The organism is Pseudomonas sp. 14P_5.3_Bac1, from assembly GCF_025466135.1.
Lineage (GTDB): Bacteria > Pseudomonadota > Gammaproteobacteria > Pseudomonadales > Pseudomonadaceae > Aquipseudomonas.
The window spans coordinates 188,926-202,328 of the sequence record NZ_JANLOF010000081.1 but is presented as its reverse complement, the minus strand read 5'-3'; the positions used below and the strand labels follow the sequence as shown (position 1 = coordinate 202,328).

Annotated in this window: 12 protein-coding genes; 7 read left to right on the top strand and 5 right to left on the bottom strand. The window is 60.4% G+C overall.

Annotation, left to right across the window (positions count from 1 at the left end; genetic code table 11):
- Nucleotides 1-31: 31 nt before the first annotated feature.
- Together NTD89_RS23080 and NTD89_RS23075 are read left to right on the top strand one after the other, a co-directional pair.
- Complete coding sequence (locus NTD89_RS23080; RefSeq protein ID WP_262209894.1) at nucleotides 32-1,180, top strand: pyridoxal phosphate-dependent aminotransferase; 1,149 nt, start codon at nucleotides 32-34, stop codon at nucleotides 1,178-1,180.
- Nucleotides 1,168-1,959: an amidohydrolase gene (locus NTD89_RS23075; protein ID WP_145164189.1), complete on the top strand. Its 792-nt coding sequence runs from the start codon at nucleotides 1,168-1,170 to the stop codon at nucleotides 1,957-1,959. The genes NTD89_RS23080 and NTD89_RS23075 overlap by 13 nt, the downstream gene beginning before the upstream one ends.
- 159 nt (nucleotides 1,960-2,118) lie before the next feature.
- Here NTD89_RS23075 and leuA read toward each other — a convergent pair whose 3' ends face one another.
- From leuA to NTD89_RS23055, 4 genes are all read right to left on the bottom strand, one after another.
- Entirely contained in the window at nucleotides 2,119-3,798 is a 1,680-nt protein-coding gene (gene leuA / locus NTD89_RS23070; RefSeq protein WP_083356880.1) for a 2-isopropylmalate synthase, read from the bottom strand.
- A 324-nt stretch (nucleotides 3,799-4,122) separates the two neighbouring features.
- On the bottom strand, nucleotides 4,123-4,944 hold the full coding sequence (locus NTD89_RS23065) for a peptidoglycan DD-metalloendopeptidase family protein (RefSeq protein ID WP_145164186.1): 822 nt from the start codon (nucleotides 4,942-4,944) through the stop codon (nucleotides 4,123-4,125).
- Nucleotides 4,945-4,947: 3 nt separating this feature from the next.
- Nucleotides 4,948-6,327, bottom strand: coding sequence for an exodeoxyribonuclease VII large subunit (gene xseA / locus NTD89_RS23060; protein WP_262209892.1), 1,380 nt, complete (start codon nucleotides 6,325-6,327; stop codon nucleotides 4,948-4,950).
- A gap of 10 nt (nucleotides 6,328-6,337) precedes the next feature.
- Nucleotides 6,338-7,228 (bottom strand): LysR family transcriptional regulator, encoded by an 891-nt coding sequence (locus NTD89_RS23055; protein ID WP_262209891.1) that lies wholly within the window; start codon nucleotides 7,226-7,228, stop codon nucleotides 6,338-6,340.
- 99 nt (nucleotides 7,229-7,327) lie between these two features.
- On the opposite strand from NTD89_RS23055, the gene NTD89_RS23050 reads away from it, so the two are divergent.
- The 5 genes from NTD89_RS23050 (at nucleotide 7,328) to NTD89_RS23030 (ending at nucleotide 12,466) form a co-directional block, all read left to right on the top strand.
- Nucleotides 7,328-8,095, top strand: coding sequence for a sulfite exporter TauE/SafE family protein (locus NTD89_RS23050; protein ID WP_262209890.1), 768 nt, complete (start codon nucleotides 7,328-7,330; stop codon nucleotides 8,093-8,095).
- A 92-nt stretch (nucleotides 8,096-8,187) separates the two neighbouring features.
- Nucleotides 8,188-8,736, top strand: coding sequence for a hypothetical protein (locus NTD89_RS23045; protein ID WP_025859262.1), 549 nt, complete (start codon nucleotides 8,188-8,190; stop codon nucleotides 8,734-8,736).
- Between the two features lie 104 nt (nucleotides 8,737-8,840).
- The gene (guaB, locus tag NTD89_RS23040; protein ID WP_016977684.1) at nucleotides 8,841-10,310 is read left to right on the top strand and encodes an IMP dehydrogenase; all 1,470 of its coding nucleotides are present in this window, start codon (nucleotides 8,841-8,843) and stop codon (nucleotides 10,308-10,310) included.
- A gap of 84 nt (nucleotides 10,311-10,394) precedes the next feature.
- Nucleotides 10,395-11,972, top strand: a complete 1,578-nt coding sequence (gene guaA, locus NTD89_RS23035; protein WP_145164180.1) for a glutamine-hydrolyzing GMP synthase — start codon at nucleotides 10,395-10,397, stop codon at nucleotides 11,970-11,972.
- Nucleotides 11,973-11,986: 14 nt separating this feature from the next.
- Nucleotides 11,987-12,466 carry a hypothetical protein gene (locus NTD89_RS23030; RefSeq protein ID WP_262209975.1) on the top strand — a complete coding sequence of 160 codons (480 nt, stop codon included), beginning with the start codon at nucleotides 11,987-11,989 and terminating at the stop codon, nucleotides 12,464-12,466.
- Here NTD89_RS23030 and NTD89_RS23025 read toward each other — a convergent pair.
- Entirely contained in the window at nucleotides 12,444-13,349 is a 906-nt protein-coding gene (locus tag NTD89_RS23025) for a PoNi-like cognate immunity protein (RefSeq protein ID WP_262209887.1), read from the bottom strand. The genes NTD89_RS23030 and NTD89_RS23025 overlap by 23 nt on opposite strands.
- Between the last annotated feature and the right edge of the window lie 54 nt (nucleotides 13,350-13,403).

Genomic DNA, 13,403 nt, shown 5'->3' with positions numbered 1-13,403 from the left:
AAAACTTGCAGCTCACCCGAAGGGGGCTCCCATGATCACCAGCAAGCTGCCGAATGTCGGTACGACCATTTTCACCACCATGTCGCAACTCGCTGCCGAGACCGGCGCGCTCAACCTGTCCCAGGGCTTTCCCGATTTCAATGGCCCCAAGGCGTTGCTCGATGCGGTGGGCCAGCACGTTGCCAGCGGGCATAACCAGTATTCACCGATGACCGGCCTGCCGGCCCTGCGCCAGCAAGTGGCGGCCAAGATCGCCCGCAGCTACGGCGCTACGGTTAACCCCGACAGTGAAGTGACCATTACTCCCGGCGCCACTGCCGCGATTTTCTGTGCGATTCAGGCGGTGATCCGCAACGGCGATGAAGTCATCGTGTTCGACCCCTGCTATGACAGCTACGAGCCCTCGGTCGAGCTGGCTGGCGGTCGCTGCGTGCATGTGCAGCTGAGCCTGCAGGGCTTCTCCCTGGACTTTGAAAAGATCAAGGCCGCGCTGTCGCTGCGCACACGCATGATCATCCTCAACACCCCGCACAACCCGACCGGCGCACTGATTAGCCGCGCCGAGCTCGACCAGTTGGCCGAATTGGTCCGCGACCGCGATATCTATCTGGTCAGCGATGAGGTCTATGAACACTTGGTGTTCGACGGCGTGCCCCATGTCAGCGTGTTGGCCCATGAAGAACTGTATCAGCGTGCGTTCGTGGTCAGCTCCTTCGGCAAGACTTACCACGTCACCGGCTGGAAAACCGGCTACGTGGTCGCGCCACCGGCGCTGACCGTTGAACTGCGCAAGGTGCATCAATATGTCAACTTCTGCGGCGTGACCCCTTTGCAGTACGCTTTGGCGGACTTCATGGCCGAACACCCGGAACATGTCGAAGAATTGCCGGCTTTCTACCAGGCCAAGCGCGACCTGTTCTGCGACTTGCTGGCGCCGTCGCGCTTCAGCTTCACCCGGGTGACCGGTACTTACTTCCAATTGGTGGATTACTCACAGATTCGCCCGGACCTGGATGACGTCGCCATGTCGCTATGGATGACCCGCGAGCACGGCGTGGCGACGATCCCGGTCTCGGTGTTCTACCAGAACCCACCCCAAGGCCAGCGCCTGGTGCGCCTGTGCTTTGCCAAACGCGAGGAGACGCTGCAACAAGCAGCCGAAAAACTATGCGTGATCTGAGTGCATTACCCAACCTGAACATCGCCCTGGTGCAGACCAGCCTGGTGTGGCATGACCGTCAGGCCAACCTGGAACATTTCGAGCTGTTGCTGGAGCAGGCCAAAGGGGCCGATCTGATTGTGCTGCCGGAGATGTTTACCACCGGGTTTTCAATGGAGTCGGAAACCCTGGCTGAACGGGAAAACGGCCCGACCCATCATTGGCTCCAGGCCCAGGCGGCGAAGTACAACGCCGTGATCACCGGCAGTGTGATTATCCAGGCCGCCGATGGCAGTCATCGCAACCGCCTGCTGTGGGCGCGGCCGGACGGCGAGGTGTTGCACTATGACAAGCGCCACTTGTTCCGTATGGCGGGCGAGCACGACCACTACACGCCAGGCGAGCGCCAGGTGCAGTTCGAATTGAAGGGGTGGCGTATTCGGCCGTTGATTTGCTATGACCTGCGCTTCCCGGTGTGGAGCCGTGATGCTCAGGACACAGACTTGCTGCTGTACACCGCCAATTGGCCGGGTGCACGGCGCCTGCACTGGAACCGTTTGCTGCCAGCGCGCGCGATCGAAAACCTGTGCTACGTGGCGGCGGTGAATCGAGTGGGCACGGATGGGAAGGGTTTTGCCTACACCGGAGACAGTCAGGTGCTGGATTTTCAGGGCGAGACCTTGCTGAGTGCAGGGGAGGCGGATGGCGTGTTTCAGGTGTGCCTGGAGGCGGCGGAGCTGGCGGCGTATCGCGAAAAATTTCCGGCGAACCTTGACGCAGATAGGTTTGAGTTTGTCTGAAAGACCGCTTTCGCGAGCAAGCCCGCTCCCACATTTGGAATGCATTCCCCCTGTGGGAGCGGGCTTGCCCGCGAAGAGGCCATCAGCATCACCACAGATCTAAAGTAAAAAGGCCCCTGAGTGCTCACCCAGGGGCCTTTTGCATTCCTACGAACCGGCTTACGCCGCTTTCGCTTCCTGCTGGCTCAACGAGCGGTTCAGCGCACTGAACAGCGCCTTGAAGCTGGCCGTGGTGATGTTTTCATCAATGCCCACGCCATGCACCGGACGCTCGCCATTCACACGCAGCTCAATGTAGGCCGCCGCCTTGGCGTTGGTGCCTGCACCGATGGCATGTTCGTTGTAGTCCATGATCTCCACACCAATCGGCAAGCCAGCCACCAGCGCTTCCAGGGCGCCGTTGCCTTTGCCTTTCCAGTGCAGGTTGGTTTCGCCCTGGCCTTTGCCCGAGACTTCCACTTCGACAAAGCTGTTGCCGTTTTCTTCCTGCAGACGATGGCTGACCAGCGCGTACGGCGTGTTGGCTTGCAGGTATTCACGCTGCAGCAAGGCGTAGATCTGTGGCGCGGTCATCTCAAGACCCACGCGGTCGGTTTCAGCCTGGACCACCTGGCTGAATTCGATCTGCATGCGGCGCGGCAAGCTGATGTCGTATTCCTGCTCCAGCAGGTAGGCGATGCCGCCTTTGCCCGACTGGCTGTTCACACGAATCACCGCTTCGTAGCTGCGGCCAATGTCGGCCGGGTCGATCGGCAAGTACGGCACTTCCCACAGCGCGTCGGCCTTCTGCTGGGTGAAGCCCTTGCGGATCGCGTCCTGGTGGGAGCCGGAGAACGCGGTGTGCACCAGGTCGCCAACGTACGGGTGGCGTGGGTGCACCTGGATCTGGTTGCATTCCTCGACGACTTTGCGCACGCCGTCGATGTCGGAGAAGTCCAGTTGTGGGTCGAGACCCTGGGTGTACATGTTCAGGGCCACGGTCACGAGGTCGACGTTACCGGTGCGCTCGCCGTTGCCGAACAGGCAGCCTTCGACACGGTCGGCGCCAGCCATCAGGCCCAGCTCGGTGGCGGCTACGCCGGTGCCACGGTCGTTGTGGGTGTGCAGGCTGATGATCACGCTGTCGCGGCGGTTGATATGACGACCGAACCACTCGATCTGGTCGGCATAGATGTTCGGCGTTGCGCACTCAACGGTGGCGGGCAGGTTGAGGATCATCTTGTGCTCAGGCGTCGGGTTCCACACCTCGATCACCGCGTCACACACTTCCTTGGCGAACTCCAGCTCAGTGGCGCTGAAGGTTTCCGGGGAGTATTCGAAGGTCCACTGGGTTTCCGGCTGCTGGGCGGCGTATTTGACGAACAGCTTGGCGGCGTTGACCGCGATGGCCTTGATGCCGTCCTTGTCCTGGTTGAACACGATGCGGCGGAAGGACGGCGAAGTGGCGTTGTACAAGTGCACGATGGCCTTTTTGGCGCCGCGCAGGGATTCGAAGGTGCGTGCGATCAAGTCTTCACGGCCCTGGGTCAGCACCTGGATGGTGGTGTCCTCGGGGATATGGTTGTCTTCGATCAGGGTGCGCACGAAGTCAAAGTCGGTTTGCGAGGCCGCCGGGAACGAGGCTTCGATTTCCTTCACGCCCACCGCAACCAGGGTCTTCCAGAAACGCAGTTTTTTCGCGGCGTCCATCGGTTCGATCAGCGACTGGTTGCCATCACGCAAGTCGGAACTGCACCAGATCGGCGCTTCGGTGATGGTTTTCGACGGCCAGGTGCGGTCCGGGATATCGATGGTCGGGAACGCACGGTACTTCGAAGACGGGTCTTTGAGCATGCTCATCGGGAAATCCTTTGTTGTAGGGGCCGAGAAAAGGCGGCCTGCCGTAGAACTGTTTTTAGGGATAAAGCAAGAAGACGAGGCAGATCGATTCAGCCTGGCAGTCGTGCGCTGACGAGGCACAGGCTGCGGTGCTGGCGGAGCTGAATGAGGGTGTGAGAGGTTTTCATAAGCTCAACCCTAACCGCCGGGGTGAAAGATGGCAAGCAGTCGAGAAAAATTGAGATAAGTTCTGCTATTGGCGTGGGAAACGAGATCTTATGGTTTGGAATGAGCTGCAGGCTCGTTTTAATTGCGCACCCTTGATCGGGCGCGCAATCGCTTCATTCAGGGCTGGAACGCGCCGATGAAGATCGCCGGGTCGACCCGTGCATCGTTGAGGCTGATGTTCCAATGCATGTGCGGCCCAGTCGCGCGGCCCGTCGAGCCGACCTTGCCCACCACCGCACCGCGCGCCAGTTGGTCGCCCACCTTCACATCGATCTTCGACATATGGCAGAACATGCTGATAAAGCCCTGGCCATGGTCGACAAAGACGGTGTTGCCGTTGAAGAAGTAGTTGCCGGTAAGGATGACTTTACCGGCCGCCGGGGTCTTGATCGGCGTGCCGGCACCGACAGCGAAGTCGAGGCCCGAGTGCGGGTTGCGCTCCTCGCCGTTAAAGAACCGGCGTACGCCAAACTTGCTCGACAGCGGCCCGTTCACGGGTTTATCCAGTAGCAGGTTGCTGGGCGTGTTCGGACTGAAACTGCGGTAAGCCTTGAGCTGGACCGCCAGTTCGCCCTCGATGCGCTTGAGCTGTGCCGGGTCCGGATTGACCTGGCTTTTGTTTTTCAGGGTGATGTGCTGCTCGGGGTATTTCTTGAAACCCACCACGAACGGTAGGGTTTGCCCACCGCTGGTGAGGCGTTGTGTGCCGGGTTTAACCGTCAGAGGAATCCCGACAATCGCCAGCCAGGTGTTCTGTTCCTTGACCACCAACACCGGCCTGTTCTGGTAGGTGGCTTTCGGCGCGGTTGCCGACGTACCCAGATCGACCACTGCGACGCCACCCGGCACCGGCTTGTTCAGCAGCCGAGTGATGTAGCTGTCGGCGTGGGCATTGAAGGTGAGGCACAACAGCATCAGCAGGCTAAATAGACGGGGCATCAATCAATCCAATAACGATAGGGTGACGGGCGTCAGGTGGTTATCTTCCACCCGCACCTGCAGTTGGCCTTCACCGAGGCGCGCGGTCAGGCGTTGGCCGGTGTGGGTTTGCGCGGCGTTGCGGATCGCCTGGCCACGCTCGTCCAGCAAAATGCTGTAGCCACGGCCCAGTGTCGCCAGTGGGCTGACCACTTGCAGCGTCTGCACCTGGCTTTGCAGTTGCAAGCGACGCGCCTTGAGGCCTTCGCGCATGGCGCGCGGCAGGCGTTCGGCGAGGCTGTCCAGGCGCTGGCGCAGCAGGGCCAGCTGACGGCCGGGGTGCTGGCCGGCGAGGCGGGTTTCCAGGCGGATCAGGCGTTCGCGGCGGGTATTGAGGCTGCGTTCGAAGGCGCGGCGCATGCGCATGTCCAGGTCATCCAGGCGCTGGGCCTGTTGGCGCAGACGTTCGCCGGGATGACGCAGGCGACGGGCCATGCCTTCCAGGCGCAGGCGCTCATGACTCAGGCGATTGCGCATCAGCATCACCAGGCGGCGGTGCAGGTTTTCGACCTGGCGCACCAAATGGCTGGCATCGGGGGCGAGCAATTCGGCGGCAGCGGAGGGCGTGGGCGCGCGCACGTCGGCCACGAAGTCGCAGATCGACACATCGGTTTCATGGCCGACGGCGCTGACAATCGGCGTCACACACGCGTCCACCGCGCGGGCCACGGCTTCCTCGTTGAAGCACCACAGATCTTCCAGAGAGCCGCCGCCGCGAGCGAGGATCAACGCGTCGAAGCCGCGCGCGTCGGCCAGCTTGAGGGCGCGCACAATCTGCGACACGGCCTCGCGGCCTTGCACGGCCGTGGGGATCAGCGTCAATTCAACGTTCGGCGCGCGGCGGCCGAACACGCTGATGATGTCGCGGATCACCGCGCCGGTGGGCGAGCTGATGATGCCTATGCGCCGAGGGTGCGCCGGCAGCGGCACCTTGCGTTCGGCACTGAACAGGCCTTCGGCGCTGAGCTTTTCGTTCAACGCATCAAAGGCCAGGCGTAGCGCGCCATCACCGGCGGGCTCTACGGTGTCGAGGATCAATTGATAGTCGCCACGGCCCTCGAACAGCGAGACCTTGCCGCGCACTTTGACCGCCAAGCCATCCTTCAAGGCCTGGCGCACCCGTGCGGCGTTGTTGCGAAACAACGCGCAACGCACTTGGGCGCCGCTGTCCTTGAGGGTGAAATACACATGGCCGGACGCCGGGCGGGCGAGGTTGGAGATCTCGCCTTCGACCCAGATATTGGTGAACACGTCTTCGAGCAACACCCGCGCGCGGCCGTTGAGCTGGCTGACAGTCAGGACTTCGCGGTCCAGGCCCAGACGGGCAAAAGGATCTTTAATCATGGGCGGCAGTTTATAGGCATTCGCGCAAGGTTTGGCAGAATTGCTCGACCAGCGCGCTCGGCGTCTGCGCGCAGGCCAGGGCCACGGTGCTGAGGCAGTCCGGATCAGCCAGGGGCAAAAAGTGAAGGTTGGCGGGTGCGATGTCCTGCATGGATTTTGGTAACAAGGCAATTCCGAAGCCGGCCTGGATCAGTTGCAGCTGCGTGGTTTTGCGTGACATCACCCGTGCAGCCTTGGGGAAAAATCCGGCGCGCATGCAGAGTTCGGCTGACAGATAACTCAGGCCGCCGCGCTGAGGATGGGGGATCGAGATAAACACTTCGTCCTTGAGCTGTTCCAGTTCGACAGGTGCATTGCTGCGGGCCAGCGCGTGGTCAGGCGGCACAGCCAGCACCAGCTGTTCGCTGTACAAGGGCACCACCCGGACACCTTCGCGTTGGCGCAACACCGGCAAGCGCAACAGCCCGACTTCAAGCCGACCCTCGGCGATTTCCTCAAGTTGCGCTTCAGAGGACAGTTTGACGATGTCCATCGACACACCAGGGCAGCGCTCCAGCCAGGTGCTGATGGCTTTCAACAAGTGCCCGCTCATCGGCACGGTGCTCGAATGGCTCAGGCGCAACGTGCCCAGCTGGCCATTGCCCACCTGGGTGGCCATTTCGCTGGCCTTGAGCAACTCGCTCAGCAGGTTGCGCGCCCGTGGGTAAAAGGCTTCGCCGGCCGCTGTCAGCCGGGGTTGGCGCGCGGTGCGTTCGAACAGTGGCGTTTGCAGCTGGGTTTCCAGCTCCTTGATCTGTCGGCTCAGGGCCGACTGCGCCACAAACAGGCGTTCGGCGGCGGCGCTGAAGCTGCCGCTGTCGGCGATTTCGACGAAGTAGCGCAGTTGGCGAGTGGAAATCACGCGTCATGCCTTTTCGAGATGAGTGGAGGGCTTTGAAGATATTAGTCGCAACACTCGTCGATGGCTAAAGTGACCGTCATCTCTTTCAAGGAAGTGCCTATGAGCCCGGTTGAGCTGATGAGTCAGTGGTCGTTCAGTGGCGTTGATTGGCTGGTGATCTGCCTCGGCATTGTCGTGGCCTACGTCGTGTTTGGTATCGCAGGCTTTGGTACGGCGCTGGTCGCGGGGCCGATCCTGATTGTGTTTATGCCGTTGTCGAAACTTATCCCGCTGCTGGTGTTGCTGGATTTTGTCGCGGCCTTTGGCAACCTGCTGCAATCGCGGCGGGAGGTGAACAAGCCGGAGCTGTTGCGATTGCTGCCGTGCATGGCCATTGGTTGCACGCTTGGGGTGGTGTTTTTGCTCAATCTGCACTCGGACCTGTTGCTGCTGTTGATGGGGCTGTTTATCAGCGCCTATGCGATTTACAGCCTGGCGGTAAAGGCGCGGCCGACGCAGCTGGCGGCGGGCTGGTCGATTCCCATGGGCGCGGTCGGCGGGTTGTTTGGTGCGTTGTTTGGCAGTGGCGGCTTTTTATATGCGATCTACCTGAACAGTCGTTTGCCCAAGGACGCGGCGCGGGCCACGCAAAGTGCGTTGATCAGTTGCAGCACCGTGGTGCGCTTGAGCCTGTTCCTGATTGCCGGGGTGTACGCGGACTGGCCGCTGTTGCTGTTGGCGCTGTGCCTGTTGCCGGCGATGGCCTTGGGGCTGTGGGTGGGGCGCAGGCTGACGATGCGTATGTCGCGTGAAGCCTTTGTGCGGTTGGTGACGTGGCTGGTGCTGGCGAGCGGCCTTGCGTTGATTGCCCGTTACTTGAGTACTTGACCTGTGGGTATCAGGGATTAAGCTGCCGGGCTCTGGGGTCTTAATCGCGGGCTTGCCCGCGATGGGGCCAGAAGCCACACCGCAGGACTCTCATGAACTCCCAAAGCATCCTTGTCCCGAAAATTTCCACCTTGCCCGTCCACGAGCCCCGCGCGCGGGCAATCGTGCGCTGGCTGGTGCGCAAGAACATCATCAAGGAAGAGCTGACCACCTGCGGGCGCACCGGCAATCGCATGGGCTACGCCCTGGCCGACGGCGCCCGTGCCGTGGTGCTGCACCCGGAGGCGCTGCCGTTCAACGAGCCGATCAATGGCCTCGAGATTATCTACAAACGCTGCATCTACACGCCGGCCAAAGGCTTTCTCGAAGAAGCCGGTTGCCCCGAATGCCTCAAGGAAGTCGGCGAGGCACTCTTCGAAAGCCTGGAAGACTGGATGCCCGGGCACACCGATAACTTCACCTGCCCGCTGTGTGGGCATGAAGATGACATCAACGGGTTTCTATTCCTGCAGGAATGCGGGTTTTCCAACCTGGGGTTCATTTTCAACAATTGGGCAGAGGCGGGCTTCAAGCAGAGCTTTATCGACGAATTTGCCGATTGGTTGGACCAGAAGATGAGTTGGGTCAAAGTCGAGCTTTAACCCTTCTATCAGTATTACCAAGTTTGTCAGAGTTTTACATTGAGCCTGACAGGGTGCATGTATATAATGGCGCGCTTCCATTTTCCCGCTCGGGAGCCCCCGCGATGCTGCGTATCAGCCAAGAAGCTCTGACATTCGACGACATTCTCCTAGTGCCCGGTTATTCCGAGGTACTTCCTAACGAAGTCAGTCTCAAGACCCGCCTAACCCGTGGCATCGAGCTGAATATTCCCCTGGTTTCTGCTGCCATGGACACCGTCACCGAAGCCCGTTTGGCAATCGCCATGGCTCAGGAAGGCGGCATCGGCATCATCCACAAGAACATGACCATCGAGCAGCAAGCTGCCGAAGTGCGCAAGGTCAAGCGTTACGAAGCCGGTGTGGTGAAAGATCCAATCACCATCGAAGCCGACGCCACCGTGCGTGACCTGTTCGACCTGACCCGCCTGCACAACATCTCCGGCGTTCCGGTGCTGCACGATGGCGACCTGGTCGGCATCGTCACCTCCCGCGACGTGCGTTTCGAGAACCGTCTTGAAGTCACCGTCCGCGAAGTGATGACGCCTAAAGAGCGCCTCGTGACTGTCAAGGAAGGCGCCGACAAGAACGATGTGCGCGAGCTGCTGCACAAGCACCGCATCGAGCGCGTGCTGATCGTCGACGACAAATTCGCCCTCAAAGGCATGATGACCGTCAACGACATCGAAAAAGCCAAGGCTTACCCGCTGGCCAGCAAGGATGACCAAGGTCGTCTGCGCGTTGGCGCTGCGGTCGGCACCGGTAAAGACACCGGTGATCGCGTTTCGGCCCTGGTCGCTGCCGGCGTTGACGTGGTGGTGGTCGACACCGCCCACGGTCACTCCAAAGGCGTGATCGACCGCGTGCGCTGGGTCAAACAGAATTTCCCTGACGTGCAAGTCATCGGCGGCAACATTGCCACCGGCGCTGCCGCCAAGGCCCTGGCCGAAGCGGGCGCCGACGCCGTCAAGGTCGGCATCGGCCCGGGCTCGATCTGCACCACGCGTATCGTCGCCGGTGTGGGCGTGCCACAAATCAGCGCCATCGCCAACGTCGCCGCTGCCCTTGAAGGCACCGGCGTACCGTTGATCGCCGACGGCGGCATCCGTTTCTCCGGTGACCTGTCCAAGGCCATCGTCGCCGGTGCTTCCTGCGTGATGATGGGCTCGATGTTTGCCGGTACTGAAGAAGCGCCGGGCGAGATCGAGCTGTTCCAGGGTCGTTCGTACAAGGCTTACCGCGGCATGGGTTCGCTGGGCGCCATGTCCCAGGCGCAAGGCTCTTCCGACCGCTACTTCCAGGATTCCTCGGCAGGCGCCGAGAAGCTCGTACCGGAAGGCATCGAAGGCCGTGTGCCGTACAAAGGCACCCTGAGCGCGATCATCCATCAACTGATGGGCGGCCTGCGTTCCTCGATGGGCTACACCGGCAGCGCCGACATCGAAGAAATGCGCACCAAGCCTGAGTTTGTACGGATCACCGGCGCCGGCATGGCTGAATCCCATGTCCACGACGTGCAGATCACCAAGGAAGCGCCAAACTACCGCGTAGGTTGAGGCTTCCAGCAAAATGTTAAGTAACCGGGGCTGTTTTATTCAGCCCCGAGTTGTTTCTGAATTACATAGACGAGACTGATCCTCATGGCCCTCGACATTCACGCCCACCGCATCCTGATCCTCGACTTCGGTTCCCAGTACACCCAGCTGATCGCCCGCCGCGTGCGCGAAATCGGTGTGTACTGCGAACTGCACCCGTTCGACATGGATGACGAAGCGATTCGCGAATTCGCCCCTAAAGGCGTCATCCTCGCCGGTGGCCCCGAGTCCGTGCACGAAGCCAACAGCCCGCGCTGCCCGCAAGCCGTATTCGACCTGGGCGTGCCCGTCTTCGGTATCTGCTACGGCATGCAGACCATGGCCGAGCAACTGGGCGGCAAGGTTGAAGGTTCCGAGCTGCGTGAATTCGGTTACGCCCGTGTTGATGTGGTCGGCAAGAGCCGCCTGCTGGACGGCATCGAAGACCACATCGACGCCGACGGCCTGTTCGGCCTCGACGTGTGGATGAGCCACGGTGACAAGGTCACCAAGATGCCGGAAGACTTCCACATCCTGGCCAGCACCCCGAGCTGCCCGATCGCCGGCATGTTCAACGACGAGCGCGGCTACTACGGCGTGCAGTTCCACCCGGAAGTGACCCACACCAAGCAAGGCGGTCGCATCCTGTCGCGCTTCATCCTCGACATCTGCGAGTGTGAAGCCCTGTGGACCCCGTCGAAGATCGCTGAAGACGCCATCGCCCAAGTGCGCGCCCAGGTCGGCACCGACAACGTGCTGCTTGGCCTGTCCGGCGGCGTTGACTCCTCGGTAGTTGCTGCCCTGTTGCACAAAGCCATCGGCGACCAGCTGACCTGCGTGTTCGTCGACAACGGCCTGCTGCGCCTGCACGAAGGCGAGCAAGTGATGGCCATGTTCGCCGAGAACATGGGCGTCAAGGTGATCCGCGCCAACGCGGAAGACCAGTTCCTGAACAACCTGGCCGGCGAGTCCGATCCAGAGAAGAAGCGCAAGATCATCGGCCGCACCTTCATCGACGTATTCGATGCCCAGTCCAACAAATTGGACAACATCAAGTACCTCGCCCAGGGCACCATCTACCCTGACGTGATCGAGTCGGCCGGCGCCAAGAGCGGCAAGGCCCACGTGATCAAGTCCCACCACAACGTGGGTGGCCTGCCTGAGGAAATGAACCTCAAGCTGGTAGAACCGCTGCGCGAGCTGTTCAAAGACGAAGTCCGCCGTCTGGGCCTGGAACTCGGCCTGCCGTACGACATGGTCTACCGCCACCCATTCCCAGGCCCGGGCCTGGGCGTGCGGATCCTCGGTGAAGTGAAGAAGGAATACGCCGACCTGCTGCGTCGCGCCGACCACATCTTCATCGAAGAACTGCGCAAAGCCGACTGGTACCACAAAGTCAGCCAGGCATTCGTGGTGTTCCAGCCGGTGAAATCGGTGGGCGTTGTGGGCGATGGCCGTCGTTATGCGTGGGTTGTTGCACTGCGTGCGGTGGAAACCATCGACTTCATGACCGCCCGTTGGGCACACCTGCCGTACGAGCTGCTGGAGACTGTCAGCGGCCGTATCATCAATGAGATCGAAGGTATTTCGCGCGTGACGTATGACGTGTCGAGCAAGCCGCCGGCGACGATTGAGTGGGAATGAGCCCATAGCGAGGCATGAAAAAAACCGGCTTTTGCCGGTTTTTTCATGCCCGCGATAAGGGCTTATTCTTGCTCATTAAAGAGTCGCATTATGTGGGTGGTCCTGGCTTTTGTGCTCGTCGCGGCCATTCCCGTGAGCTTGGTGGGCGTGATCTCTGTGCTCAACACCCGGCCCGAAGCTGTCAACCAGTCCATGGATGGCAGCACCCCACTGAGGAGGTCGATCAGTTGCTCAGCGCCCTCGGCGGCACCACCCAGCAAGTGTCAAAGAAGATGGAAAGCTGCCTGGACCTGTCACGCGCCAGGGTGTCCGCTATTGAAAACGCACCTGAAAGCTTTGAAGGCATTCAGCTGTCGGTGAATCAAACCAGGTGCAAAGCATCTTATTCCTCCCATCGCCGGCATCGGCGTTGGCACTTCTCGGCGGGTGCTTGCCTTGCGATAGCCGTGTCTTGCTTGATCACACTGGCGCTTATCTATCACTGGATCGGGTGAAAATTCGGGCCCAAAAGCCGGCTTTCTTTTCTGAAGCCAACGGTGGATGTGGTTCTGTTGTCTCTCTTGCCGGGTGAGTGCTAGGGCCATCAGGTCTCAAAAGGTCTCCCGGATAATGCTCTTGACCTAGACATGGCGAGTCATCCATTCCAAACGCCTTCACGGCAGCCACCGCTTCTACACACCAACGACCAAAATATGCCCCGCCTTCAAAGTTCTGGTCGCCATAGGTATACCAATAAGGATGCCGATAGCTGACCGCTTGCGGGCCTGATCCGGATTTGGCGCCGGTACGCACTTCCTGGTACCAGTGCTCGACAAAGGCTTTGAGCAACGGTGCCTGAGAATCTGAAGGCGCATCCACTGCCTTCAACAAACGACCATAGGGTTTGGGGTAGAGAAGCACGGCTCCTATCTTGCGGTCTGGGCTGCGGCTGGCAATGATCCGATCAAGAAGTACGTCTTCGCCATCATTGCCGATCAAGGCCAGCAAGCGATGCCATTGCTCGTCTGGAATGTCGAGTGCGAGTGCCAAGCCGACCAGCCAGAAGCAAATGATGTAGTGGTCGTAGTTGACGCGCCAGTGGTGCCGGGTGAATTGCTGCTCCGTAGTCCACACGGTGGTGCCGAGGTGTTCCGCCTGTTCCCATGCTGCTAGCAGACCGGGGAAGTAGTGGGCCAAGTGAGTTATTGGATCTCCGGCGGAATATCTGCGCAAAATTTGGTGCAAATGGTCTTGTCCGATTTCAAACGCATACTGGGGGGCGTAATCGGGGTCAGCGGTTGGCGCCAAGAGAAGCTTTTGAGACTTCGCGATATAGCTATAGCTGCCGTTAACGACCTTATCCCAGTAGCTGGCATGGCCGAGTGGTGCGCGAATCATTCAGCTGTTCCTTTAATGAGTACGCCCTGCCCAAGCCAATTGCCCATCACGCTC

Coding starts and splice junctions, on each gene's coding strand:
- xseA (WP_262209892.1), bottom strand. CDS start 6,327: ATGATTAAAGATCCTTTTGCCCGTCTGGGCCTGGACCGCGAAGTCCTG.
- guaB (WP_016977684.1), top strand. CDS start 8,841: ATGCTGCGTATCAGCCAAGAAGCTCTGACATTCGACGACATTCTCCTA.
- guaA (WP_145164180.1), top strand. CDS start 10,395: ATGGCCCTCGACATTCACGCCCACCGCATCCTGATCCTCGACTTCGGT.
- leuA (WP_083356880.1), bottom strand. CDS start 3,798: ATGAGCATGCTCAAAGACCCGTCTTCGAAGTACCGTGCGTTCCCGACC.
- NTD89_RS23080 (WP_262209894.1), top strand. CDS start 32: ATGATCACCAGCAAGCTGCCGAATGTCGGTACGACCATTTTCACCACC.
- NTD89_RS23030 (WP_262209975.1), top strand. CDS start 11,987: ATGAAAAAAACCGGCTTTTGCCGGTTTTTTCATGCCCGCGATAAGGGC.
- NTD89_RS23025 (WP_262209887.1), bottom strand. CDS start 13,349: ATGATTCGCGCACCACTCGGCCATGCCAGCTACTGGGATAAGGTCGTT.
- NTD89_RS23045 (WP_025859262.1), top strand. CDS start 8,188: ATGAACTCCCAAAGCATCCTTGTCCCGAAAATTTCCACCTTGCCCGTC.
- NTD89_RS23075 (WP_145164189.1), top strand. CDS start 1,168: ATGCGTGATCTGAGTGCATTACCCAACCTGAACATCGCCCTGGTGCAG.
- NTD89_RS23050 (WP_262209890.1), top strand. CDS start 7,328: ATGAGCCCGGTTGAGCTGATGAGTCAGTGGTCGTTCAGTGGCGTTGAT.
- NTD89_RS23065 (WP_145164186.1), bottom strand. CDS start 4,944: ATGCCCCGTCTATTTAGCCTGCTGATGCTGTTGTGCCTCACCTTCAAT.